We start from the raw sequence: 26,124 nt of genomic DNA on the forward strand, positions 1-26,124 counted from the left end.
AAGAGGGTAACGGCTACGCACATTGCCTATAGGGGAGTGAAAAAGGGAAAAGCGCCCTTTTCACTCCCCGAGCAATTCCCTAAAAATATTTCAACCAATAATAAAAAAACATCCAATTTTGTATTAAAATAGTAATAGGTAGATATAAGGAGAATCTTGGGGTGAACATAAGTATTACTTAGGGAGTAGAGAGGGTTTTTACTATGGGGTGGAAAAAGGATCTCGATCGGGCCTTATCCAAGTGGAAAGAGCTAGTGAGTGGTCATGATGATTATAGATACATTTTAGAGGAAGTTACGGCGATTCAACAAGACTTGAAGGAGCCTCCTATTGTGATGATAGCAGGGGAGTTTAAGGCGGGGAAATCGACGTTTATTAATGCTTGGTTAGGAGAGAAGATTTTAACGGCGGATGTGACTCCTGCAACAGCTGTCGTCACAAAATTAACGTACGGGAAGACGAAGAAAGTAATCGGTCATTTTAAGAATGGTGAAACGAAAGAATACGACGAACAGTGGTTGGAGCAATTAACAGCAGAGCGGGATGGTCGCTTCAACTTTGTCCGTAAGCAGCTTTCTCATATTGAGTTGAAACTTCCGGTTGAGCAATTACAGCACGTGACGATCGTTGATTCGCCGGGGCTCAATGCGACGATCGACCACCATACTGATGCAACGGAAATGTTTTTGCATCGAGCTGATAAGATGATTTGGTTGTTTAATTATCAGTTTTTTGGGACAAGTACGGAAGTGGCAGAACTAAAGAAAATTAATGAATTAGGTATTACGCCGATCGGAGTCGTCAACCGGATTGATCTTCATGATGAAGAGGAAGAAGATTTGGATGAGTTCCTAGATGCAGAAAGGCGAAAGTTTCGTAGTTTGCTCAGTGGTCTGACTGGAGTCTCTGCTCTTGAAGCGTTAGAAGGAAAGCTTGAAGGGAATGACACGAAATTAAAATGGAGCAATTGGACTGAGGTTGAGAAAATCTTTGAAACGTTGAAAGAAGAGGACACCAAGCCACAACGGATGTTTGAACGGCTTAAGAAACCACTGCAACAACTTGATCAATTATGGATTAATGAAAAAGCTGATGCCGACTTTTACCATTTGGAGCCATTGGTTTACTCCTTTTTTGATCGGGATTTACCGAATGTTCTGAAGGGACGAGAGAAAATAGAAGAGAAGCTCGTTCAACTAGATCAGGAGTTTCGTAACGTTGATGAGGGGATTGCAAACGTCTCAAACATTCAATCTTTTGAAGAGTTGAGTGAATCAATCAACGGTGCAGGAATTGATCTTAGCAAGAAAAATTGGAAGGACAAAGTCGAATTCAAGCTTCGTAGATATCAGCGTGAGTCATCAGAGTATAGCGACCACCTCAGGGAATTGGAAGCTGAGGAGAAGCGTTTGAAAGACTGGTGGGCGACGCTTTGGGGTGCGAAGTTTTTTGGGAAGAAAAAGGTTAGACAGTTTGGACAGGAACAATTTACGTATAATGTCGAGGCAAGAAAGCTACAGGAGAAGAAAGAAGCTATTAATTCGAAACGTAATTCATTGAGTCGCTTGTTAAAGGAATGGGCAACGATTCATGAGTTTGGTTTACGGAAACCACTTGAAAAGCAGATAAAAGAAACGGAGATTCTCTGTAAAAAATGGAATAGCGAGTATACAAAAGTGAGTCAAACGTATCGAGAATTTGGTGAGGGACAGATCATACGTTTACATGAGTATCTTTCTGTCTTAGAGCAGTGGGTAGAGGTATTTGAACCACTGTTTGAGAAAGTAGAAGAAGACGTCTCCTCACTAAAACCGTTTCAAGAGTGCCAGTATTTGTTTGAGAATATCGAGGGCTTGTATGAATTTTTGCCGATTAAGGAAGCGATCAAGGAATATGAAAGCCTTCGCAAGATAAATTCGTATGATTTCAAAAAACGTACGAGTAAACGAGGGCAAGCACATATAGATGTCTCTCACTTGGTTGATCACCAGCTCGGGCGGGCCCCGAGCGAGATGCACTATGCCGTTGAAGAAAAGGTACAAGAATTAGCGAGCAAGCAAGGTTGGACAAGTGGGATGATGATCGTAGCGGCGATCATGGTAAGTATTGTTTTATACAATCAGGGGGAGCGTTTTGAAGAGGCTGAGGCGTTTGTGCTATCGGAAGAGGTCAAAGAAGAGCCGATTGAAGAACCAGAAGTAGTCGATGATCAAAGACTCGAAGATCATTGGCTACGAGAAGATGTTGAGCGTTTTATGATGGGAATGGCGGATGAGCTTTCGCGTTTTGTATCAGGGTACGAACAATTTGTGATGGCGAAATGGTTTGTCGAAGAAAGTTGGAACGAATACCGGCCTCATGTGGAATCGATCTATGACTCGGAGCTTGAGTACTTTGAAGTGATGGAGATTGAGTATAGGGGAGATCATGAGGTTCTCGTTCGAACCGAAGAGCATATCAACCAAAATGAGTTCGTAACGGTCTATCGTGGACAGTATACGTTAATGGAAATAGAGAATGACAAGCTTAGAGTTGTGGCGTCAAGCCATGATGTCATCGAAGTAATTGAACCAGATTATCACATCTATAACGAAGATTTAAGCGCGTTTTTGCGTAGCTTCCGCGCTGACTATATGGATGCGTTAAATGAGGGGTATTTTTCGTATATTGAATCCTATTTAGCTGAGAATGGGAGCGCGTATGGTGGATTGGAGAATTATATCGATTCCATAGCCCACCAAGGCCATCGCTTTGATTTTTATGCGAATGAGATTCTGTCGATTGAAAAGGTAGGCAGGAATCAGTATCGAGTAGAGACGTATGAGGAATTTGTCTTTACTAGTAATGAAGGCAAAAAAACGGAGTATCGCAAAGAAAAAGAGTACATCGTGAACGCGTTAAGTGAGATGACTTTTTCGATCGTTCAAATTGAAGATCTCCATACAGAACGTGAAGACATCATCGTACGAACGATTGACAACATCAGCGCTTGGCAAGTGCAAGACTTTATCGAAGGGTATTATCGTGATTTCATCTATGCCTTTAATGGTGCAGGTTTTTCCTATATAGAAGATTACTACGTATATGGAAACAGTGAGTATAACGCTACGGTAGACTACATTGGCAATGCGAATGAAAAGGGCATGCATGTTCAAAATCAATCATTTCGAGTTGTAGAGATTTGGGAGTATGACGACACTCGTGTGCTCGTTGAAGTAGAAGTAGTCGATGCCTATTCATATCGCAATGGAAGCGGAGATGAGAAACGAGTTTCGGTTGATTATTTAGTTCATGTGTCAGAAAACGGGACGATGCGAATCGAGGACATTCCGAGATTGGACATTTTAGAGGAATACAGATATAGCGCTGAAGAGTATGAGGGGGAATAGGGCATGAGTTTTTCTTTGGATGCATTTAAACAAACAAGAGCAAACGTCGTACAGTCCTTTACTCAACTTTCATTTTTACTAGAAGAAATGAATCTTGAGAAGGAATATGAAAAGATCATACGGCTAAAAGAACAGCTACAAGATGAGGAATTTACCATTGTTGTGGTAGGGGAATTTTCGCGTGGGAAGTCGACATTTATTAATGGGTTATTAGGAAGACGAGTACTGCCATCACTCGTTCGTCCGACGACTGCTGTCTTAAATGTGATTACGCACGCACCACAACCGTCTATTCGCTTGCATTTTCATCAGTCAAACACGAACAAGTCCATTAGTGAGGAACAATTTAAAAAGTTGATCGCGCCAAAAGAACCGATTGAAGGAGACGAAGAATCGGAACAGGCATACAAACAGCAAGTCGAGTTTTTAGGCAATATTAAATACGCCGAGATTGGCTACCCACTTCCATTTTGTGAAAATGGAGTGCGTATCATTGATACGCCAGGCGTAAATGATCTTGATCCGGCACGCGAACAAATTACTAATACGATTATTCCAACGTCAGATGCAGCGATATTTATTCTAGCAGCGACGAAAATTTTATCGGATTCAGAAAGAAGCTTCTTGCGCGATCGCTTATTAGCCAATGACATTCACAAAATCTTTGTCGTCATTAACTTCAAAGATCTGTTGAACAGCGACGAAGAGATTGAAAAAGTAATGACGTATGCGCGCAAAGAGTTAGAAGCCCTGCTGCCTAATACAAAGATTTTCATGGTCGCAGCGAAGGAAGCCTTGAATGCAAGAAGAATCGCAAATGGAGAAGAACTCACGGTTCGAGGCCAACCGATTGAGCCGTGGCCGATTGCCGATACAGGCTTTGTGGAACTAGAGAAGGCATTAGCTGAATTTCTACAATTTGATCGTGGTGCGGTCAAAATGCAAAAGCCGATCCAACAAGCAACAAAAGTTATTGATCAAATTTTAGAAAAGCAAATTGCCTTTGAAAAGAAAACGTTACAAAATCAAGTGCAAGGCGTGCAAGCGAAGGTGGATGCCTTTATCCCGAAAATTGACCATGTTAGAAAAGTTGGACAAGAGGCCGATCAACAGTTGAACTTTGCATTAAAAAAAGAAGCACTCTCGCTTGAGAATTGGTACCAAAGTGAGCTGAAGAAGATTACGGCAGCTGCATTCGATGTGTTTGAGGAAAACAGGTACCTGTCAACCGAACAGATCAACCGTGTAATTGAAGATGCGATTGCCCCAGCAGAACGCAAATTGCATCAACAAAAGTCGGAAAAGATTAAAGCAACGATAAAAGTGGCGATTGAAAAGTCGAGTTCAAATGTGAATGATGAGTGGTTGAAGCTTGACCACAATCTACAACAGATTTGGTCAGAGCCAGAAGAAAACTTGGTGCCATCAACGCTTTCGTATCAAAAAGAAGCGAAGCCGAGTATATTTGATGATCTGTATGAAGAACTTGATGAGGCATGGGTTAATAGTACAAGCTTTCTCGGAAAAGTGGCGATTGGTGCCGGGTACGCAGCGACGGTTGTAGCCAATGGAATCTCGTGGCTTTGGGGGTTGTTCACCTCTGGCGAAGATGAAAAAACGAAGCTGCGCAGAGACTTAACGAACCAGTTTAGTACAACGGAGAAAAAGAAACTAGGTGACTTTCAGAAGCAATGGAAGGCCATTTCAAAAGCTGCGAGCGATCAATTCAAACAAACGGTCAAGAACCACGTTCAACAAGCAGAAGATCAATTGCGCACATTAAAAGAAAATGCCAGCTTAGAGAAAACCGAAGTGCTAAAGAAAGTAGAAGTCGTCCAACGTCAAGAAAAGAAATTGATTGGAACGAAAGAGCAACTGCAAGCACACTATCGTGGTTTGAGCATGAAGACAGAAAAGGTAGAGGTATAAAACGTGAATTATTCAGAGCAGAAAGCGAAACTATTATACAAAGTGGAAGAGTTACGTGATCAAGTAGCAGACGTCTTAGGAGATAGCCCCCAAGAGCAGGTAATAGCCGAATTGATCGAAGACATTCAGCAAGATTTTTATACGATTGTCGTAGTAGGTGAATTCAAACACGGGAAATCGACCTTTGTGAATGCGCTTCTTGAACAAGAGATGATGCCAGTCGATGTCACGCCTACAACCGCTACGATTAACGCGGTCTTTTACGGCGAAGAGCCAGAGGTTCACATTATCAAAACAGATGGGGACATCGCCAAGCACCCGTTCTCGCAAGATGTGCTTCGGCAATATACAGCTTCAGCCGACTTTAACCCAGATGAAATTAAGTATTTAAAAATCTTCACCCCATCGCCTTTGTTAAAAGAACGCGTCGTGCTAGTTGATACACCTGGGGTCAATGATTTAAATCAGCATCGCTCAGACGTGACGCATCAATTTATTCCACGGGCCGATGTCATTTTGTTTATGCTTGATATGACGGCGCCTGTAAAGCATACAGAGAAGAAATTTTTAGAAGAACGATTGCTAAAAACAGGTTCAGATCGCATCATCTATGTAGCCAATTTTCTCGATCGAGTGGATGAAGAAGAGGTTGAGGAGACGGTCGAACATATTGAACGTCGAGTGCAGCAAATGACAGGCGACAAACCAACTATTTACCCGATCTCAGCGCTAGAAGCCCTGCAAGGAAAGGTAAGTGGCAATGATCAGCTACTAACCTACTCGGGCTTACTAGATGTAGAGAAGCAGATTACCCGTCTTGTTGAAAGTGGCTCACGTAGCCAGGAAAAGGTCGAGCGCTTTTATGAGCGACTTGAGGACATTCACGCTCAGTTGCTTCTCGAAATCAAGACGGTTCAACAATTATCGAATGACTCATTAGACAAGCTGAAAGGACAACGTCAAGCAGTAGAAGAGTGGCTTGCCCAGAAGGAGCAGTGGCAAGGGTCGATTGAGCAATATTTGATCGATCGTGAGGAAGAAGTTCAATTTATGGTGCAAAAGTCGGCGAAATACTTTGGAAACAAACTGCACTCTGATTTACAGACGAAAATTGACCTTTACCAAGGAAATGATATTAAAGCGCTTGTTGAAACACAACTACCTATTACAATCAGAACCCAATTTGATCAATGGGTCGATCAATATAGTGATTACATGCAAGAATTGCTAAGAAAGTTGCAAAAGGAAGTATCAGAGGGCTTATCAAGGACGTTTGAACAAACCGTCCAAATTCATCTGAACCAAGAACAATACAAATATGAGGCTGCGCTTCCAATCATTAATCAAAGTACCGGAAATGCATCAATTAAAGCGGGGGTAGCCGTTGGTGGAGCAAGTACGCTCGCCCTTATGTTAGGGGGTCCTTTCCTCATTCCAATTGTCGGGATGGCCGGGTTGCCATACCTCCAACAAAAAATAGCCGATAAACAACTAGAAAAGGTAAAGCCAGAATTGAAATACAATGTCGAACAACATGTAGACACGATTATGCAAGACTTCCAATCGCAATTACAGTACTATATCTCCTCAGCCATTCAAGATATTAAACGAAATTCGATTGATGAATTCGCAAAACGAATGCATTATTTGAAAAAGAAAATTGATCAAGAGCTAGACGCAAAAAGAGGAGAAGAACAAGAAGAACTGCAATACCAAAGGAAATTAAAAGAGTTAAAGGAACGATTAGAGTCATCTCAGGTCGAGAGTGTGTGACCTCTGGGAAAATAGATTCTTCCAAACGAAAGGAATGTTAATGATGAGCGAGTTTACGAGTTTAAATTTGTTAGATACATCATCAAGCTTTGATAAGGAATACTCAGCATTCAATGAATTTGATAAAATACCACCAACTGTACCGATGCTAGAAATTAATTCGTTTAGTCATTACCAGGATATCTTTTATGCGCAAGACCCTTTAAAGCAAGCGTATAAATTTCAATTCGAACCGATGAAGATCGATCAAAGCAACATTCACTTTGTGAAACCCCACTATGTTGATGGCTATTTCAGGCAAGATGGAACCTATGTTGAAGGTTATTACAGAGACGGAGACGGCGATACGTCAATCAACCGTACTGTCGAACAGGGTGGTGGCTATGTAAGGTCGAACCCAGATGGAGTGCCGTGGAATAATTTGGGTTAGGTTTTGGTGAGGGGGCGTGAGCGTGGGGATGGTTCTCGCGCTTCCTCTTTTTAATTAAGGCACATGCCTCTTGAGATAATTCAGAAAATTCTATTTACTATCTTTGGGTTTTTGTTTATAATGAGAACGTACATTCCTGTTTGTTGCTAGTTACCCCTTCCTGCCAAACATCTTTAAGGAGGTCCTCTCATTTGTCCAAAGAGCTTGAAGTAAAAGATCATGATCGTTGGTTCAAGGAATTAATCCAAACCTTTTTTGAAGAGTTTATCCTCGCGTTTTTTCCGTCGGTTTATGAGCATATTGATTTTCGACATACTACGTTTTTGTCTGAAGAGCTGTACACGGATATTTTAAAAGGAGAAAAGCGCCGTGTTGACCTTTTGGTTGAAGCAAGTATGAAAGGGCAAGAATCATTAATCATTATCCATATTGAACCTCAAAGTTATTATCAACCTCAGTTTTCAGATCGAATGTTTGTCTACTTCAGTCGCCTCTACGAAAAGTATCGCCGTCCAATTGTACCGATTGCTGTTTTTAGCTATGATAAAATGAAAGAAGAGAATAATCAGCTGTTAATGAAATTCCCATTTTTTCAAGTGTTGGATTTTCGTTTTTTAAAGCTGCAGTTAGGGAACATGAATTGGCGTGACTATCTTGGCCAGTCGAATCCAGTAGCGGCTGCTTTACTAAGCAAAATGGGGTATCAACAGGAAGAGCGAATACAGGTGAAGAAAGAATTTTTAAGAATGCTTGTGAGATTAGAGCTTGATCCAGCGAAAATGAACTTGCTGACTGGCTTTTTTGAGGCATATTTACACCTTTCAGAAGAAGAAGAACAAATACTGCAATCAGAACTCGAACAACTACCAAAAGAAGAGGAGGATCAAATTATGGGAATGATCAGTTCTTGGGAACGTCGTGGATTGGAGAAAGGGTTGGAGAGAGGATTAGAGCAAGGATTAGAGAAAGGATTAGAGAAGGGGCTAGAGCAAGGGATGGAGAGAGGGTTAGAAAAAGGATTGACGGAAGGAGAACGAAAAAAAGCGCTAGAGGTTGCCAGGAAAATGTTAGAAAAGGGTTTTGCAATGGAAGAAATTCAAGAGCTGACTAACTTATCAATTGTGGAAATAGAGAAGTGTAGAAAGTAGAGGAAGCATGAGAACCCACGCTTCCTCGCCACTTCCCTCATCCAATTGGATCGATCGGTGTTTTAATTCTATTATACGTTTCCAATATCTCTGCTGCGTCGAATAGTGTATCTTCGCGAAACCTTCTTCCAAGAAGCTGAACACCGACTGGAAGTCCATTTTCAATCGATGTCGGAACAGAGATGGCAGGAAATCCAAGTAAAGGAATCGACATCATTGACCATTGAGCTGCCATAACGCTTCTCATTCTTTCTACGCTTTTAATGTCAGCATCTTGTTCAAACGCTTGTTCCGCTGATACTGGCATTAATAAGATCGGATATTCCACTAGAAATTGCTGAAGTTCTGAAATGAGAGTTCCTCTGCGAGCATAACCATTCATATAATCTGTCAAGCTTGGTTCGGATCCCCACCATTCTTCAGCTACAGCATAATAGTGCTTTGCCGCTGTTTGCATTCCGTAATCGCCGACTTCGGCTACTAACGGCATGATTTGACGGAATTCTTCCATACACAGCAAGTACCAAAGTTTGTAGGCTTCTTCAAATAATGGAACGTCCACTTCCTCGACGATATAGCCAGCATCAGTCAACTTCGCTGCGGCTTCATCTAACGCATGATCAACTGCTGTTACAGGAGCGGCTATATTTGCACCTTTTAAAAGTCCAACCTTTATTGGTCTCTGAAGTGGTTCACCAATTAATGGAACAGGGGCATGAATTGGGTCACGTGGGTTAAAAGGAATTAAGGACTTAGTTGCTAAACGTATGTCTTCCACACTTCTTGCTAAAGGACCTTGCGTTAGCATTGTTTGAACGGACAAAGGCTGGTCTTGCCCTTCTGCACCATACCAACTCGGTATTCGCCCAGCTGTTGGTCGAAGTCCAATAATTCCAGTAGCATAAGCTGGATACCTGACTGAGCCACCAATGTCATTTCCGTGGGCTATTGGCATCATTCCGGATGCAACAGCAGAAGCGGCTCCACCACTTGACCCTCCTGGAGTTTTTGATTTATTCCATGGATTCAGGGTTTTGCCGTGTAAATCATTATCTGTAAACCAGCGATATGAAAACGCAGGCGAGTTGCTTCTACCAACAAAAATAGCTCCTGAGTTTCTTAAGTTGGCAACATGAGGGCTATCCTCGCTAGCGATATTATCTCGAAATGCCACAACGCCATTTGTGGTAGCTTTGCCTTTTTCATCGCTGTTAACTTTAATTGAAATCGGAACACCATGAAGAGGGCCAAGTTCTTTACCTGATGCAACCATCTGATCCGCTTGATCTGCTGCAAGGAGTGCTTCCTCTCCATAAACTTCGACAAGTGCATTCAGTTTAGGATTCACTTCCTCTATCCGTTGCAGGGAACTTTGTACAACTTCCCTTGAAGAGACTGCTCTCGCTTTAATGGCTTTGGCCATTTCGGCAGCTGACCACTGCCACAATTCCTTGTTTCCTTCTCTTCCTACACCAATGTTCTTATCAGCAGACCTATCAATCATGAAAATCCCCCTTTAATTTTAGCGTCTAAATAGTTTAAATATTTAGAATTAATGTTATTATAAGTAATGTAAGCGCTTTAATATAGTGCTCTAAAGGGTAATTTAAATTGAAAAAGGTACTAAGTTCAGTACCTTAGTACAAGAAAAGGTGGATTTGGATGACTTCTAAAATCAATTTGTCAAAACGAGATTATGAACGAATGACGAGGCTAATTGATGGATTATCTACTAGTTTTAAAAATGGATCGGATGAGCTGCAGCATTTGTTAGCTCAATTATTTGGGTATCAATCATCAATCTTTTGGAAAGTTGATCAAAAAGGCAATTTATCAAACCCAAGCAATCACCAAATTAGTGACGATTTAGTAGAAGATTACTTAGATAACTTTCACCACCACGATTATTTGCACCCTAAAAAACAACTGATGTTATATAAGGAAAAAACCGTTTTACGACTTGAAGATGTCATTCCTTTACAAAACTACGAACACTCTGATTACTACAAAGAATTTATGAAAAAACATCGTTACTATCACGAGATGGTGATCACTTTCCATTCTAGAAATAAATTTGTCGGTGTACTTGGAATCACAAGACCCTTATCAGAAAAGAGGTTTAATGAGGTTGATATTAATAGATGGAAGATTCTCGCTCCGATCATATCAAATTTGTTGTATTTAGAAAGAGAATATGAACAGCAGCGTAAGGAGAAAGAAGTGTTAGAGGCTTTCGCAGCTAAGAATGATACAGGTCTCATTCTGCTTGATCAAAAGTACAATGTTATATATATGAATCCGGCAGTGTGGAATATTTACCGAGAAACGACAATGTACAACCATGTTGAGGACTTTATTAACGAGATTATTTCAACACTTAGTAATCGATTTGGAGCCTCATCTACGTTACAGCTGCAAGGCTATAACGTTCAAGTGATCGCTCACCAAGAACTATTTTTATCTAATGAAAGCCGCTATGCGATTATATTAGAACGGGAAAAAAATCAGACTCCGTCACATGTTGGGAATCAGTTGTTAGATGTATTGACGAATCGCGAAAAAGAAGTTTGTTACTATTTGAAAAAGGGCTTCACGTATAAGGAGATAGCCGAGAAGATGTATATTAGTATCCATACTGTCAATAAGCATGTGAAGAACATTTACAAAAAGTTGGGAGTAAATAATAGAGCAGCATTGCAAGTGCAGCTTTAGGGGGAGTGGAGGCTTGTGCTTCTCGGGGGGAGCATATCAAACCGTCCCCATGCTTCCTATGCTTCCGAGGACTAACGTAACCGAATCCGTTAGTCCTCTTTTTGTTGCTAGTCCATTTCAAAAAGGTGGGTTCATTTAATAGTCCTATCCCATTCAAGAAAACATTCCCATTATCCATAAATAATTGTCATTATTTTATTTTTTATAACGTATAGTTAAATATCTTAACCATTGGTTAAAAATTAGAGGTGATAATTTACTGAATAATAATTTTAACGGTAAAAGAAATGTTATCTTATTATCTTTTAATCATTTAATTGAAAGCGCTTTATTATTAACTGCAATAAATCCAAAGGTGGTGATGAATTGAGATTGAAAGGTAGAACGGCAATTATTACTGGTGGTTCCTCAGGAATCGGAAAAGCTACAACTGTTCTTTTTGCATCAGAAGGAGCGAATGTCGTAATTGCTGATACAAATGTTGAAAATGGTATGAAGGTTAGAGATGAGTTGGTTTCAAATGGTTATAATATTGAATTTGTTCAGGCAGACATAAGTAAAAGTTCCGACTGGAAGAAGACGGTAGATTATACGATGGAAACCTTTAATAGAATTGATATCTTATATAACAATGCGGGTATTCCTCAAGCATTTCAATTAGCTGAGAACATTGAAGAAGAGTTTTTGGATAAAATTCTCGGTGTAAATATAAAAGGTTCCATTCTAGGATGCAAGCACGTTATTCCGATTATGAAAGAGCAAAAAGAAGGCAATATTTTGTTTACTTCATCAATGACAGGTGTTCGTCCAATGCCGGGAACGAATGTATATGCCGTAACAAAGGGAGCAACGAATACATTAACGAAAGCGCTAGCCATAGAATTAGCCGAGTTTAATATACGGGTTAATGGCATTGCGCCAGTTGCAGTTGATAGTCCGATGTTAGACAGTTTTATCTTGGGCGAGGACAAAGAAAAGGGAAGAAAAGAGTTAATGAGCAAATTTCCATTAGGCAATTTGGTTTCTCTAAATGAAGTGGCTAACACGGCATTATACCTGGTATCTGAAGAATCACGAATGATTACAGGCAGTGTTATTCAGCTTGATGGAGGACGGGGCATATAGCTGATTTTATATTATTTTAACTTTGAGGGGGAAATGTGACGATGGATGTAGCTTTTGAATTACCAAAGTACCACGAGCTTTCAGATAGTGAGTTAAAACAATGGGAAGATGAGGAATTTGCCGATAGATTGCTAAATAGAGCCTTTCTATTAGGTGAAAAACTTTTACACAAGGATGGGTGGCAGATAGAAGAATTAGATCACGAAACCAAGCAGAAAGGTTTATCTGAATATTGTATTCGCCTAGCTTGGCTTGAGTATTGGAATGGAGTTAATCCTCCTGCCAAACAAATAGTCATGCTAGAAAGAAACCCAGATGATATAAATATTCGTATTAGACTCTCACAGCAAATTATTGATGAGGTCAAGCACCAAAGGGTTTGGAGCAGTTGGGTTAGGAAATATGGAGGGAATCCAAGAATACAAGATTATCAGGTAGGTGAGGATGTTTTCCAGATGTATAGAGCAACCTTTGATTTTGATGATCCTGCAAAAATTGCTGCGACTTTGCAATGTACGGGAGAAGCCATTTTGTCGTTCCATTTAGGAGGAAAAATGGATCCAAAAGACAGTATTTCTTATCAAGTATTTCCTGAAGATTTACGGACGGATATTGCGAAGAGCGTTATTGCTGAAGAACCACGTCATATAGCAGTTGGAAGAGATATTATGGTCAAATACAACGGGGATGTTGAAAAAAGAAGAGAGCTTTTGAACATTCAAATTAGTAAAATGAAAGCTTGGTTGCCAAAGGCAGTTGAAGATCTATCATTACTAGGGGCACAAAGAGTTAAGCCATTACCAATAGTTGATTAATATTAATATTATTTTTAAAAAGGTTGTGTTCATTGAATGGTTAATATGAATCAATGGGAAGAACGAGTGCTTGAAATTGTTGAATGTATGGAACAGGGCTATTCAATTGATTTATTTAACGAGGATTTAAATAATCTTTGGGCCGAATTAATGGAAGAAAATGATGATCAATATGTACTTTTTTTAAAAGCTGTCTTACATGATATGAAAGGTTTAGTAGACGGCCAAATCCCAGTTAACGATGTCGAAAGAAATATAGGCCATTTAAGAACAAGCTTATTAAAGGACCTGTAAGATGAGTGATTTATCGGGAGTTTATGGTACGTAATACTTTAGACTCCCATAATGATAACTGATTAACAGCATAAAGGGAGTGAATATATGAGAAAAAGGTATTGGGGATATCTACTAATTGCAATATACTTTGCACTCCATTTTGATATTTTTTGGTTTGAAAGGGTTGATCCGATTATTTTTGGAATGCCATACATTATGTGGAGCAAAATTGCTTATGGCATACTAGCTGCACCATTTTTGTACTTTGTATATAAGTTGATGTGGCCTAAACTTCCAGAAGATGATGAGGCTTATAAGTAGGCAGTTAATAAATGTGTGAATAGGAACTTGAATAATGTTCTCAAAAAAAGGAGGTTACTATGGGGTCCGTACCAATTCTTATACTATGTGTAGGGGTTTACCTAGGAATACTAATAGTGATTGGTTGGTATTCAAGAAGTAAAGCGAACCACTCTGAAGATTATTATATGGCTAATCGTGGTTTGAAGACCTTTGTATTATTTTGTACCGTTTTAGGGACTAATATGTCTGCTTTCGTAATGCTCGGGATGGCCGGCCAGGCTTACAGGGGCGGTATCGGTATGTATAGTTTAATTATGGGAGGAGCGATTCTAGGGATTTCTCTTTTTCCTTTTATCTTTGGATTGCGTGCCTGGTCATTAGGGAAGAAATTTAAGTATTTAACACCAATTGAATATATTGAAAAGCGTTTCCAAAGCCCAGCGTTAGCCATTCTTGTTTTTATTGTTTTTGTTGTGTATACCTTGCCTTATATTACAACAGGACAAATTGGAGCTGGGGCAGCATTTTCAAATTTCACAGGGGGATTCGTTCCGTTCTGGTTTGGGTCTTTACTAGTAACGGTGATAGTAGGTTACTATGTTTGGAGTGGAGGGATGAAAGGGACTTCTTATACGAATGTATTCCAAGTTGTCATTTTCATGAGCTTTTTGATTGTGGCTTTAGTTTGGATTGGTATTAAAGCGGGAGGCCCAAGTAACATATTGGAAAGCGTGAGAGGAGTTAATGAAACTCTCCTTCATAGAGGGAATTCTGAAATTTATACATGGAAAATTATGTTGAGTCAACTGCTGTTATTTAGTATTTGTAACTTCACCTTGCCTCATATTTATATTCGCTTCATGGCGTCAAATAGCGCCGAGTCTTTACGGAAAGTGTCCGTTCTTTACCCACTAGGTGTATTGTTCACCTGGGTGCCGGCCTGTATTATTGGCTTTTGGGGAATCTCTCTTATTCCAGGATTAGAGGGAACTGCTTCGGATAATATTTTGTTTATGCTTAGTAATGAGTTTTTACCTGTTTGGATGTTTGGTATTGCCATTGTTGCATTGCTAGCTGTGGTCATGTCGTCAATGGATGCACAAACGTTAACGATTTCTAGTCTATTTACGAATGATATTTTAAAAGCAAGGTTTAAGATTGAAAACGGGGTTACATGGGGAAGAGCCTTTGTAGTAATAGTTCTTGCTATATCCTACTTATTTTCATTAATGCAGCCTGCAACGGTTTTTCAGTTAGCTCAGGCAGCATTTACTGGGACCTCAGCTTTAGCGCCTGTACTAGTCGGTGCTATGTATTGGAAACGCTTAAATAAGTATGGGGCAATTGCTTCAGTTGTGACAGGAATGGTGTTAGTTCCTATGTATTTTGCAACAACATTTTTTCCAAATAGCGAGATAGCACAAGGTGTGGTTAACTTTATACCTACGTTTGGATTTGACCCGATTGTACCAGTACTTGTAACGGCAACGGTTGTCATGGTAATCACTACACTTATTACCAATCAAAAAGAAAATAAAACAGCAAAAGAGCAATTTGAATTTCTTGATAAGATCTATAAGAAAAATGACAATGGGAACACCATGATCGAAGTACCAGGAAAAGAAAATACGAACTAGTTATTAACTTTATCGAGATTGAGGTGTGACATGAAAGAAATAAAGCAAGATAAATTCGTACAATCAATGTTGATAAATAAGGAAGAGATAGTAACTGCTAAGACTACCGAAGTGTATAATCCTGCCAAACTTACTGAGGTGGTGGGGACAGTATGCATGGGCAACGAAACTCATGTTCAAAAAGCAGTGTTGGCAGCAGAAGCAAGTGCTAAAGAGTGGGCACAAACAGAGGTGAAACAACGTGCAAACTATTTACTGACGCTTGCTGAATATATAGAGGGGGATTTAGAAAGCCTTACACAGTTATTAACAAGAGAACACGGGAAGATATTAACTCAAGCAAAAGGAGATCTTTTGGCAGGGGTAGAAGTCTTACGTTATTATGCTTCTCTTACTGATGAGTTGAAGGATAGAATTGTTGAGAATGAACAGGGAACATTAGTGCTGAAAAGGCAGCCGGTCGGGGTCGTATCTATTATTGTGCCTTGGAACTACCCCATTGTATTAGCTTTCTTAATGTTGGTGCCTTCATTGTTAGCAGGTAACACGGTTGTCATTAAACCTCCAACTTATGTCCCTTTGACTTTGACAAGAATATTAACAGCATTGGTGAATGATTTGCCAAAAGGTGTGGTAAATGTCGTCTTAGGAAATGGGGGAACAGTAGGAACAGAAATGGTGAAACATCCACGGGTAAGAAAAGTGGCATTTACAGGCAGTACGGAAACCGGCAGAACCATAATGAGAGATGCGGCTGATACGATTAAGAAAGTCACGATGGAATTAGGAGGAAATGATGCTGCACTCATTCTTCCAAATGCTATAATAGATAAGCAATTTATTAACGAGTTTATTCAAGCTACATTAACAGCAAGTGGACAAATTTGTTACAGCATGAAGAGGATTTATGTCCATCAAAGCCAATATGATGAATTTGTTCAAAAGTATACCGAAGGCGTAGAAAAAACTGTCGTTGGAAATGGATTAGACCTTGAAACGACAATGGGGCCTGTAAATAATAAAACACAATATGAAGTTGTACAGGATTTAATCAATAAAGCTAAAAAAAGTGGTGCAACTGTTTCAACCGTTGGAAAGTTAGGGGACGGTGTATCTAGAGAAGACGGCTATTATATTTTGCCAACGATTGTCACAAACTTGAATGGAGACGAAGATGTTGTTCAGTGTGAACAGTTCGGACCTGTTGTACCGATTGTATCTTACCAAGATGTAGATGAAGTGATCATGCATATTAATAACACTGAGTTTGGTTTAGGAAATTCAGTTTGGACCTCGGATGTAGATAATGGCTTTGAAATTGCTAGTAGATTTGAATCGGGAAGTGTATTTGTAAATACACATCGATTAGGAGCATCAGCGGTTAATATGCCATTTGGTGGATTCAAACAAAGTGGTATTGGTAGAGGTCATGGGGTAGAGGCATTACATGAGCATACAGAGTTACAAGCTTTAATTCACCGAACTGATATGTAACCTTATGGAATAAGCTGGTTCTTTTGAACCAGCTTATTCCTAATTATAGGTTATAATAGTTTAAGAGTAAAAATAACCTAAGCTATTAGAGAATTCTTCTGCTATTTTTAATAAATGTAAGGTTGCCTTAGAGCCTGGAGAATAATCAAGGACTCCTGTTAATCCGACAACACTGATAGCAGCAACTAGTTCTTTTTTATGATTAAAAACAGGAGCTGCAATGGCTGTTACTCCATCTAAATATTCTGTAGTATAAGCATAGCCGTTTTCTATGACTTCGGATATCCTCTCATTAAATTCATCAGCTGTTAGTGCGTTATCGTTCATTAGTTCGCTTTTGATTAAATTTTCTGTTTTCTCCTTCGGGTAGTATGCAGCAAAAATATTGCCTGTTGCACTCTTAGTTAAAGAAGTAATGGATCCGACTTGAATATTTATTTTTATGGGTTTATCATTTTCTTCCCAACCTGAAAATACAGGTCCTTCTCGTGTCCAAGTAGCCAGTGTTATGGTTTGATCAAGTAACTCATTTAATTTCTTAATATATGGAAGTGCTTGGCTATTAATATTCATCTTGTCCAGTGAACGCAAACCAATTAATTTTAATTCACTCCCTAAAGTAAACCGTAAATCATCGTTTCTTTCAAGAAATCCAATTCTAGTTAAGCTAACTAAATATCGGTAGACTTGACTTGTAGGCATATTACACTTCTTGGAAATATCTGTGACTGTGAGAGGGTTTTTAGATGTTGCGATTGATTTAACAATGGAAAACATTACCTCCACAGATTTGATCCCTTTCTGATTATCACTACCAAAGTCCATTTTTTCCTCCAATTTAATTGTTGTTATGAATAGTATACCATCAAGATAGTTGTGGTACCTTAATTGTAATACCAATCACTGGACAAAGGTTGCTAGATTTTGTCGAAGGAAACACTCCAATAGTAAGAGAAGTTAGAAGCTACCAGTTCATATCGCTAGTCGGAGTTTAGTTGCTTCTCTTCTACTCCTTATAATCCCACAGAATCCCCGGTTCTTCCTCATCTAAAGATACATAGACATATTGGACAAACTGAAAGCGTCCATATCTCCCGTTATAATCTTTTGTCACAATCACTTCATATACGTCCATTGGCTCAGCTTCCTCTGTCATTTTCCACTTGGTTATTTTGTTTGGTTTTGAGGTGGTAAATGTATACGTGTCTGCTCCGAAATGATTCATAAAAGTATGTGCTCTATCTCTTAAGTAAGAAGACCTTGAGAAGCGATCTTTCATCTTTGGATGGAGCAACTCCCATGAAGTAGCGAAATCAGCTTTTTGTTCTGTTTTATAAAACTCATCTACTAGGTTACTTGCTTGTTTGGAGTTAGAGGGAATAAGAATGACAACCAAAACAATCATGATAACAATTGCGAATGGAATGATCAGAATGAGTGGAGAGCTCTGTCTGCGCATGGAAGTCACCTTCTTTTTCAGGGATTGTATCCATTTTATTCCTTGATTGAGCAGAATATGCGTTCTTCGGCTTCTTGGATGACAAGAGAGCTCAAGGTACAGTTGGTGAAAAGGTATCTAGAATAGGGTAGTGAAACAGGGCATTTTCCCTTTTTCACTACCCTCAAACCGTCCCCTCACTCACGCTCACATTCTTACTTTTTTCAATCCTTTTAAGAATTCTTCTGTTACGATGTCTAACTCGTTTAGATAGTGGTTGATACTACTGTTGTCCTCGTTGTTATTGATTGCACGGAAAACCTCTTTTGTTAACGTATGGATTTTCTTATGAGGTTCTTCAAGTTTTTTTATGTCACTAGGGACGTTTTTCCCCTTCAAGAACTTCCCAACTGTACATTCGGTATGACTTTGAATGCTATTTTCATCTAGTTTTACAAATCCACATGCGGCATTATACGCTTTCCATTTCCAGAATAAGTGTTCAGAGGCAACAGGGATAAGTACATGGTTTCCTTTAAAGTCTTTATAGAAAGGCAAGGCCTTTTTTCGATGGTCTTCTAGCATGGAACTAATCGAGTAAATCCCTTGGCCTGTTTGTAAGACGATATCATTTAACATGCTCGTTTGATCGTTGAGTTCAACTAACCTGGCTGATACTTCTTGGGTTGCGGCAGATTGTTCTTCTACATTTGCAGATATATTTTCAAAAGTGGCATTCACTTCCCCTAATGAGGCTTCCATTTGATCGATGGAAGTGACTGCGTCTTGGATGTGCTCTTTACCTGTTGAGAATACAGAGATGGAATCTATCAGCTTTTCATTGAAATCGTCTACTTCTCCTCGTAAATTTGCCAACATACTATTGATGTAAGAGACGGATTCCTTCGTTTTATCGGCTAGTTTCTTTATCTCTTTCGCTACTACTGCAAAACCTCTCCCTGCTTCTCCAGACCTTGCTGCTTCAATACTAGCATTTAACGATAGTAGATTCGTTTGATCTGCTACTTCTTTAATAATATTCACTACCTTATCGATCTCTTTTGTACCATCTACAACTGTTTGCATTTTTGTTTTCATTGTTTCCATTTCATCAAATGATTGATCAATGTAGGTAAAGGAGTGGTTAATCGTTTCAAGGGAGTTCTCAGACATTTCAACGACTTCCTTTGTTTTTACGAGCGAGTTCTGGACATAATTCGCGATTTCCTCACTTGATGATCTCATTTCTTCACTCGTTGCAGCGATGTCATCGACGGATCTCTTTTGAACAGAAATGTGATCGACCATATCTTTTACATACGTCATCTCTGTAACATATTCAACAAGTTCACTGTTATTAAGAAATAGTTGTTTTACTTGCGCATTCTTTAACTCTAAAACTTTATTAATTGCTTTTTCTAATTCAGTGTTACCCTCTAAGTACACACTCTCAGTTGATGTGCCAAAGTTTGCACTCAATTCATATATTCTTTCTAATTCCTCAATTAAACGATTTTCATCCTCTACACGTTGCTCGGTAAGGGCTTTCATTTTTGTGATTTGAAACATATCGTTTTCCTCCAAGATGTATATTTGAAAAGTAAGTTGTAATAGTAAATGCAGGATGAAGTTTCCATCCAGCCGTTATTTTAAAAATAGAAAGTGGAAGAGTGTCGTGTCTTCTGTCCTGTGTCTATAGTTGGGAAGTGGAGAATGTGGTTATATACAAGTATACATCTTTCTTCTTGGTTTTTACTAGATTAGAAATAATAGATGTGAAGAAAGTATGACGGGGAATTATGGAAAAACGCGCTTTTTCACCGGTCTCGGGCGATAGAACTAAGTAGGTGTGCAGTCCACACCTTGTTTTGATATAATATTGACGGTAGAACTGTCACTTTAATAGTAATTTTGTCAGAGAGGTGTTAGAAGCACTTCTCTTTATTTGTTTTGTTTGGAAGCGAGGGAATCGCCCCACTGATTCTCTTCTTCCTCTAACCCAAGCAAAAGGAGATAGGATATGACTGTTACAATCCAACGAAACGACCCTTGTCTTTGTGGGAGTGGAAAAAAATATAAAAGATGCTGCATGAATAAGGGAAATGTCGTTCAGATGCAGCAAGCAAAGGAAGAGCGATTTTTACAGAGAAAGCATCAACTAACAGAAAAGCTAAGAAGTTTTATTTATTCAAACCTGTCTTATAATCAAGAACAAATGCTATTTACTCAGTTTAAAAGACGAACGGATCGGTCGATGGATGAGCATGCAGAGCAGGTGTTTTTTGATTTTTGGCTCTTTTTCTTTCATCGATATGAAAATGGATTGCGTGGGATCGAATGGTTTACAAAAGAACGGGCTTCTAAATTATCAGGAGCAGAGCTTCAACTTACAAAAGTATGGTCAAGTTTACAGCCGAGGCTTGTTGAAGCAATTGAGAAAATGGAATCAACTATTGTTTTCAGAGACATCATGACACAGGAAACGTTGCCTGTTCCTTTTCCTTCTGAGCAATTACAGACGTTCGCTCCATGGTACGGAACGTTTGCATTACTTGAACCGGTGGGGGAGCAATATTTCTTTCACGGTGTCAATGTCATGATTACACCAGAAGGGATTGAGCGAGCAAAAGGAAAGATAGAGGAATTAGAAGCGAAATGCCAATACGACTATTATCCGGAAATATTGGCTGCCTCGATTCAGAATTCGGATACATTTGGACGAGAGTTGAAAGAAATGTCCGTTTATAAAATCCATGCAGATCTACTTGATAATAGAAAAGTCGAAAGCTACTTTTATCGATTGAATGAACTGTCCATTGATGAGTGGAATGAAACAACAAAGCAAGCAGGGTGGGTAGAGAACTGGAAAGTCTATCAAGATAGCGAAATAGAAGAAGACATTTTTTTGGCCGATGTTTGGGGTCAGATCACGTTAGACGATCATGATCTGACGTATACATGCTACAGCAAGCAGGCAAGAGATGCGTTTTTAACCAAGTTGGAGGATGTTCATCTTTACGTGGCAAATGTCATAGAGGAACAAGAGACGATAACGATACCATTAAATGCTGAATTGCATAGTACGATGATCAAAATGAGTAAACAGGTCCCACCATATGTCTCACTTTATGCTCAAGTTGTTGGAATGATTGATATTCACGCTAAAATTCCCAAATACGATCATCTCTCTTTACATGAATTAGTCAAACAAAATCGTGCAGAGGAAGCAGTTAGATGGTTGAAACAAATGGAGTATCACATTTATTTGATGACAAAAAAAGACTTTGGGGAAGTTGAATTTAGCGCTGACTTTAATTCAATAAGGAAAAATCTCGGGCTCCCACTCTCACCATTTGTTACAGGAGGAGCTTCAAGGAAATCCACGGTTCATGAAACGGAGCCACAAAATGAAAAGCCGGAACTTATCACGGAAGAAGAAGCGATTCTGTTTGAGAGCTTAGGCTTTAGCCCTCAAACGTTTCACACCTTTTATACGGAAGACATCATCAATTTTTACAATGAAAAAACTAGCGGAAAAAGCATAAATACAGTAAGAAAATACCGCGACAGCCTCTTTGATATTCGTGAAGCGCTCGAACAATCTGATTATAAGAACTGGGATGAAGTAGATAGTGGGTTTTGGAAGAAAGTGATCGTTTATGATTTTTATAGAATAAACGGAACAGCAAGTAAATCTCATTTTAAAGAGTTTTTATCAACAGTTAAATTGTTTACAAAATGGCTCGACAAACAGAAGAAAACACAGGTTGCCAAAGAGGTTGCCACGTTTATTTCAAGCGTTGAGCAGGAGGAATTATAGAGACGGTTCTATCAAGGGACAATCGGAAGTTTTGCGAAAGAAGCACAACTAGTGGATTTATCTGCTAATTGTGCTTTTATCTCTTTTTCTCCATAAACCTCACACGCGTCTCTCCTCGATTCTTGTCTAAATAAATCGAATTTTCTAACTATTATTGACTTTGTTATAACATTGTTATATTATGTTTAATGTATTAGAGGTTATTAAGTTTTGTTAAGTAATTTTAGTAACAGTTCAGGGCCTACTAGCTGGCATAGTAGGGACTGGGACATTGCTTTTAATAGTGGTAGTGCAATTAATGAAGAACCGAAAAGAAGACGTAACTCTATCAGCTTAATACAGCATTATAAGAATGACACAGCCATCTGGTTTCGAGTTTTATTCGGCGCCAGATGGTTGACTCATGTTAACGGATAAAGGGGGAATGGTCATGAAGGCAGTTTTGATTAACGAGTTTGGTGCACCAGAAGTGATGAAGTACACCGATGTTCCAGATCCAGAAATAAACCGTGATGAAGTCTTAATTGAAGTGAAGGCCTGTGGAGTCAATTTTACAGATACGACACGGAGGATGGGGAAAAACGACATAGCGTTACCGTGGATACCTGGGAATGAAGTATCAGGCATGGTGATGCAGATTGGCGAAGCTGTTCAAGATTTTGCAGTTGGCGATCGAGTTGTAGCACTCGTCTCTAATACAGGAGGTGGATACGCACAATATTGTAAAGCAAAGGAACGATTGGTTCATCGAATTCCAGAAGGGTTAGATTATATTCAAGCAGCTGCTATTCCGTTACAGGGATTAACGGCATACCATACACTTACGACAATGGGGAGAATTCAAGAAGGTGAAACAGTATTAATTCACGCTGCCGGTGGGGGAGTAGGGACTCTAGCCGTTCAAATGGCTAGACAGTTAGGCGCTAAGAAAATTATTGCTACAGCAGGCAGCCATGAAAAGCTCAAACTAGCCAAATCTTTGGGTGCTGATTTAGCCATTAACTATAATGAAGAAGATTGGACTCAAGTAGTACACTCAGCCACAGGGGGAAAAGGAGTTAACCTTATTTTAGAATCAATTGGTGGGGAATTTAGAGTCAAGAATATTAGTTGTTTGTCTGATTTTGGGAGATTAATTACATTAGGGCAATCAAGTAGAGAATCGAAAGCCTTTGATCCAATTGTTTTAATGAAGCGCAGCCTTACACTAGCAGGGTTTTACCTTTCTAGTGTCATCCAGAAGAATGACATGTACCACGAAAGTTTAGAGACAGTGCTACAGCTTGTACTTGACGAGAGAATACGACCAATTATTAGCGAAATAGTCCCTTTATCAAGTGCAGTTACTATACATGAGTTGATCGAAAATCGAAAAACAATCGGGAAGTCGATACTGCTTCCGTGAAGGGAGAAGCGTGGAGACGGTTCGAGACTGGTGAAAAAGTACGTCGAATAGTAGTAAAAAAGGAAAAACGTCCTTTTTTACTACCCTTGCTTCCTGCATATCTTCTCAACAAAAGCAGCAAATTATAAGAAATAGGAAGTCACTAATGCATTGATATTTTGGAGAGAAGGGAAATAAGGCATATGTACGTGGATGGGTTTGAGAAACCAAGAGTGGTCATCAGCAAATGTTTAGGGTTTGAGTCATGCAGATTCAATGGTGGGATCATCCAAGATAAGTTTATTCAAAAGCTAAGCTCCTTCGTACAATACATTATGGTTTGTCCTGAAGTGGAAATCGGGTTAGGGACACCTAGAAATCCAATTCGATTAGTCACTTCTCCTCCTTTTGAAGAGGTAAGACTAGTCGAACCGGCAACAAAGAGAGATCTAACAGACAAGATGAAGGAGTTTTCCACTTCTTTTTTGGATGGGTTGGAAGAGTTGGATGGGTTTATTCTGAAGAGTCGCTCTCCAAGCTGTGCCTTTTTTGATGCCAAGGTAACAAACGGGATAGAAAAAGCTCCGACGATTGGGAAGAGACCTGGGTTATTTGGTGAAGCTGTGTTACAGCGTTACTCGCATTTAGCTGTGGAGGATGAGGGGAGGCTAACAAATTTTACAGTCAGAGATCATTTTTTAACGAAATTATTTACCATCGCTAAATTTAGAAGCATCAAGAAAAAGGGTCATCTCAAGGATTTGCTCTCTTTTCATACAACGAATAAATACTTATTTATGTCCTGTCATCAACAAAAGCTGAAGGAATTAGGAAGAGTCTGTGCAAATTGGGAGCAACTTTCTTCTGGTCAGTTATATGAAGCATATGAAAAAATTCTGTACCAACTTTTGGAGAGGGCACCGACAAAGATGTCTGTTATTAATGTCCTCTACCACATTATGGGATACTTTTCAGATCAGTTAACGAAAGCAGAAAGGTACTTCTTTCTAAATCTTGTCGAGCAATACCGAAATCATAAGGTCCCATTAAGCTGTCCGTTAGGTGTACTGAAATCATGGAATGTACGATTTCAAAATGAGTATTTAGCTTCGCAGACCTTTTTTGCTCCATACCCGGATGAGTTAATGGAGATTACAGATTCTGGAAAAGGCAGGAACTATGCGTAGGAAGCAGGGATCACAGGGGTGGTTCTAATGCTTCCACGCGTTTTCTGTTAAAGGAATATTCTGATATTTTTATTTACTTCCATTACTCGTCCGGTTATAATGAGAACGTACATTCTTATCTGCTTTTACTTGTCCCTTTCCAAAACATGCTTAAGGAGGTTCTCTTATTTGTCCAAAGAGCTTGAAGTAAAGGATCATGATCGTTGGTTCAAGGAATTAATCCAAACCTTTTTTGAAGAGTTTATCCTCGCATTTTTTCCGTCGGTTTATGAGCATATTGATTTTCGACATACTACGTTTTTGTCTGAAGAGCTGTACACGGATATTTTAAAAGGAGAAAAGCGCCGTGTTGACCTTTTGGTTGAAGCAAGTATGAAAGGGCAAGAATCATTAATCATTATCCACATTGAACCTCAAAGCTATTATCAACCTCAGTTTTCAGATCGAATGTTTGTCTACTTCAGTCGCCTCTATGAAAAGTATCGCCGTCCAATTGTACCGATTGCCGTTTTTAGCTATGATAAAATGAAAGAAGAGAATAATCAGCTGTTAATGAAATTTCCATTTTTTCAGGTGTAGGATTTTCGTTTTTTAAAGCTGCAGTTAGGGAACATGAATTGGCGTGACTATCTTGGCCAGTCGAATCCAGTAGCGGCGGCTTTATTAAGCAAGATGGGGTATCAAAAGGAAGAGCGAATGCAGGTGAAAAAAGAATTCTTAAGAATGCTTGTAAGATTAGAGCTTGACCCAGCGAAAATGAATTTGCTGACTGGCTTTTTTGAGGCTTATTTACATCTTTCAGAAGAGGAAGAACAAATACTGCAATCGGAACTCGAACAACTTACAAAAGAAGAGGAGGATCAAATTATGGAAATGATTAGTTCTTGGGAACGTCGTGGATTGGAGAAAGGGCTAGAAAAAGGATTGACGGAAGGAGAACGAAAAAAAGCGCTAGAGGTTGCCAGGAAGATGTTAGAAAAGGGTTTTGCAACGGAAGAAATTCAAGAGTTGACTAACTTATCGATTGTCGAAATTGAAAAGTGTAGAAAGTAGAGGGAGCGTGGGAACCGTTTCTTGCTTAATTGTGGATAAATAAAAGTAGATTTATCGAAAATTCGAGCCTTTCTATACAAAAAAGTGAATAACCTATCCGTTATACACGCAGTTTTCCACATTCCATTAGATATTCACAGGGAGTGCTAGCTTTTTTTAAATCACCTTGATATATATCCACAAGAAGAGGAAGCAAGTGGCCATCCCTCTG

At 39.3% G+C, this 26,124-nt stretch carries 19 protein-coding genes and 1 pseudogene; 16 read left to right on the top strand and 4 right to left on the bottom strand.

Features of this window, described 5'->3' with window-relative positions; translation table 11 throughout:
• Nucleotides 1-203: 203 nt before the first annotated feature.
• The 5 genes from AC1FXZ_RS10785 (at nt 204) to AC1FXZ_RS10805 (ending at nt 8,669) form a co-directional block, all read left to right on the top strand.
• A complete protein-coding gene (locus AC1FXZ_RS10785; protein WP_480053414.1) occupies nt 204-3,389 on the top strand; it encodes a TcaA NTF2-like domain-containing protein in 3,186 nt (1,061 codons plus the stop codon).
• A 3-nt stretch (nt 3,390-3,392) separates the two neighbouring features.
• A complete protein-coding gene (locus tag AC1FXZ_RS10790) occupies nt 3,393-5,318 on the top strand; it encodes a dynamin family protein (RefSeq protein ID WP_480053416.1) in 1,926 nt (641 codons plus the stop codon).
• Between the two features lie 3 nt (nt 5,319-5,321).
• Complete coding sequence (locus tag AC1FXZ_RS10795; protein WP_480053418.1) at nt 5,322-7,091, top strand: dynamin family protein; 1,770 nt, start codon at nt 5,322-5,324, stop codon at nt 7,089-7,091.
• Nucleotides 7,092-7,134: 43 nt separating this feature from the next.
• Entirely contained in the window at nt 7,135-7,521 is a 387-nt protein-coding gene (locus tag AC1FXZ_RS10800; RefSeq protein ID WP_480053420.1) for a hypothetical protein, read from the top strand.
• A 191-nt stretch (nt 7,522-7,712) separates the two neighbouring features.
• Nucleotides 7,713-8,669 carry an Rpn family recombination-promoting nuclease/putative transposase gene (locus AC1FXZ_RS10805; protein ID WP_480053422.1) on the top strand — a complete coding sequence of 319 codons (957 nt, stop codon included), beginning with the start codon at nt 7,713-7,715 and terminating at the stop codon, nt 8,667-8,669.
• 37 nt (nt 8,670-8,706) lie between these two features.
• Here AC1FXZ_RS10805 and AC1FXZ_RS10810 read toward each other — a convergent pair whose 3' ends face one another.
• Nucleotides 8,707-10,173 carry an amidase family protein gene (locus AC1FXZ_RS10810; protein ID WP_480053424.1) on the bottom strand — a complete coding sequence of 489 codons (1,467 nt, stop codon included), beginning with the start codon at nt 10,171-10,173 and terminating at the stop codon, nt 8,707-8,709.
• Between the two features lie 158 nt (nt 10,174-10,331).
• Between AC1FXZ_RS10810 and AC1FXZ_RS10815 the strand changes: the two genes are divergently transcribed.
• The 7 genes from AC1FXZ_RS10815 to AC1FXZ_RS10845 all read left to right on the top strand — a co-directional run bounded on the left by AC1FXZ_RS10815 (nt 10,332) and on the right by AC1FXZ_RS10845 (nt 17,031).
• Nucleotides 10,332-11,381: a response regulator transcription factor gene (locus AC1FXZ_RS10815; RefSeq protein WP_480053426.1), complete on the top strand. Its 1,050-nt coding sequence runs from the start codon at nt 10,332-10,334 to the stop codon at nt 11,379-11,381.
• A gap of 366 nt (nt 11,382-11,747) precedes the next feature.
• Nucleotides 11,748-12,506: an SDR family NAD(P)-dependent oxidoreductase gene (locus tag AC1FXZ_RS10820; RefSeq protein WP_480053428.1), complete on the top strand. Its 759-nt coding sequence runs from the start codon at nt 11,748-11,750 to the stop codon at nt 12,504-12,506.
• 41 nt (nt 12,507-12,547) lie between these two features.
• A complete protein-coding gene (locus AC1FXZ_RS10825; protein ID WP_480053430.1) occupies nt 12,548-13,321 on the top strand; it encodes a hypothetical protein in 774 nt (257 codons plus the stop codon).
• A 36-nt stretch (nt 13,322-13,357) separates the two neighbouring features.
• A complete protein-coding gene (locus tag AC1FXZ_RS10830) occupies nt 13,358-13,615 on the top strand; it encodes a hypothetical protein (protein WP_480053432.1) in 258 nt (85 codons plus the stop codon).
• Nucleotides 13,616-13,702: 87 nt separating this feature from the next.
• Complete coding sequence (locus AC1FXZ_RS10835; RefSeq protein ID WP_480053434.1) at nt 13,703-13,918, top strand: DUF3311 domain-containing protein; 216 nt, start codon at nt 13,703-13,705, stop codon at nt 13,916-13,918.
• A gap of 59 nt (nt 13,919-13,977) precedes the next feature.
• Complete coding sequence (locus tag AC1FXZ_RS10840; protein ID WP_480053436.1) at nt 13,978-15,537, top strand: sodium:solute symporter family protein; 1,560 nt, start codon at nt 13,978-13,980, stop codon at nt 15,535-15,537.
• A gap of 30 nt (nt 15,538-15,567) precedes the next feature.
• Entirely contained in the window at nt 15,568-17,031 is a 1,464-nt protein-coding gene (locus tag AC1FXZ_RS10845) for an aldehyde dehydrogenase family protein (protein ID WP_480053438.1), read from the top strand.
• Nucleotides 17,032-17,091: 60 nt separating this feature from the next.
• Here AC1FXZ_RS10845 and AC1FXZ_RS10850 read toward each other — a convergent pair whose 3' ends face one another.
• From AC1FXZ_RS10850 to AC1FXZ_RS10860, 3 genes are all read right to left on the bottom strand, one after another.
• On the bottom strand, nt 17,092-17,856 hold the full coding sequence (locus AC1FXZ_RS10850) for an IclR family transcriptional regulator (RefSeq protein WP_480053440.1): 765 nt from the start codon (nt 17,854-17,856) through the stop codon (nt 17,092-17,094).
• Between the two features lie 181 nt (nt 17,857-18,037).
• A complete protein-coding gene (locus AC1FXZ_RS10855; protein ID WP_480053442.1) occupies nt 18,038-18,490 on the bottom strand; it encodes a hypothetical protein in 453 nt (150 codons plus the stop codon).
• 186 nt (nt 18,491-18,676) lie between these two features.
• Nucleotides 18,677-20,038, bottom strand: coding sequence for a methyl-accepting chemotaxis protein (locus tag AC1FXZ_RS10860; protein WP_480053444.1), 1,362 nt, complete (start codon nt 20,036-20,038; stop codon nt 18,677-18,679).
• A 451-nt stretch (nt 20,039-20,489) separates the two neighbouring features.
• Here AC1FXZ_RS10860 and AC1FXZ_RS10865 point away from each other — a divergent pair, with 451 nt between their 5' ends.
• The 4 genes and pseudogenes from AC1FXZ_RS10865 to AC1FXZ_RS10880 all read left to right on the top strand — a co-directional run bounded on the left by AC1FXZ_RS10865 (nt 20,490) and on the right by AC1FXZ_RS10880 (nt 25,913).
• Nucleotides 20,490-22,289, top strand: a complete 1,800-nt coding sequence (locus AC1FXZ_RS10865) for an SEC-C domain-containing protein (protein WP_480053446.1) — start codon at nt 20,490-20,492, stop codon at nt 22,287-22,289.
• A gap of 430 nt (nt 22,290-22,719) precedes the next feature.
• Nucleotides 22,720-23,694, top strand: a complete 975-nt coding sequence (locus tag AC1FXZ_RS10870) for a quinone oxidoreductase family protein (RefSeq protein WP_480053448.1) — start codon at nt 22,720-22,722, stop codon at nt 23,692-23,694.
• Between the two features lie 188 nt (nt 23,695-23,882).
• On the top strand, nt 23,883-24,860 hold the full coding sequence (locus AC1FXZ_RS10875; protein WP_480053686.1) for a YbgA family protein: 978 nt from the start codon (nt 23,883-23,885) through the stop codon (nt 24,858-24,860).
• Between the two features lie 168 nt (nt 24,861-25,028).
• A pseudogene (locus tag AC1FXZ_RS10880) lies at nt 25,029-25,913 on the top strand (Rpn family recombination-promoting nuclease/putative transposase).
• Nucleotides 25,914-26,124: the final 211 nt, after the last annotated feature.

This window comes from Halalkalibacter sp. HAAS-P014, assembly GCF_056619965.1.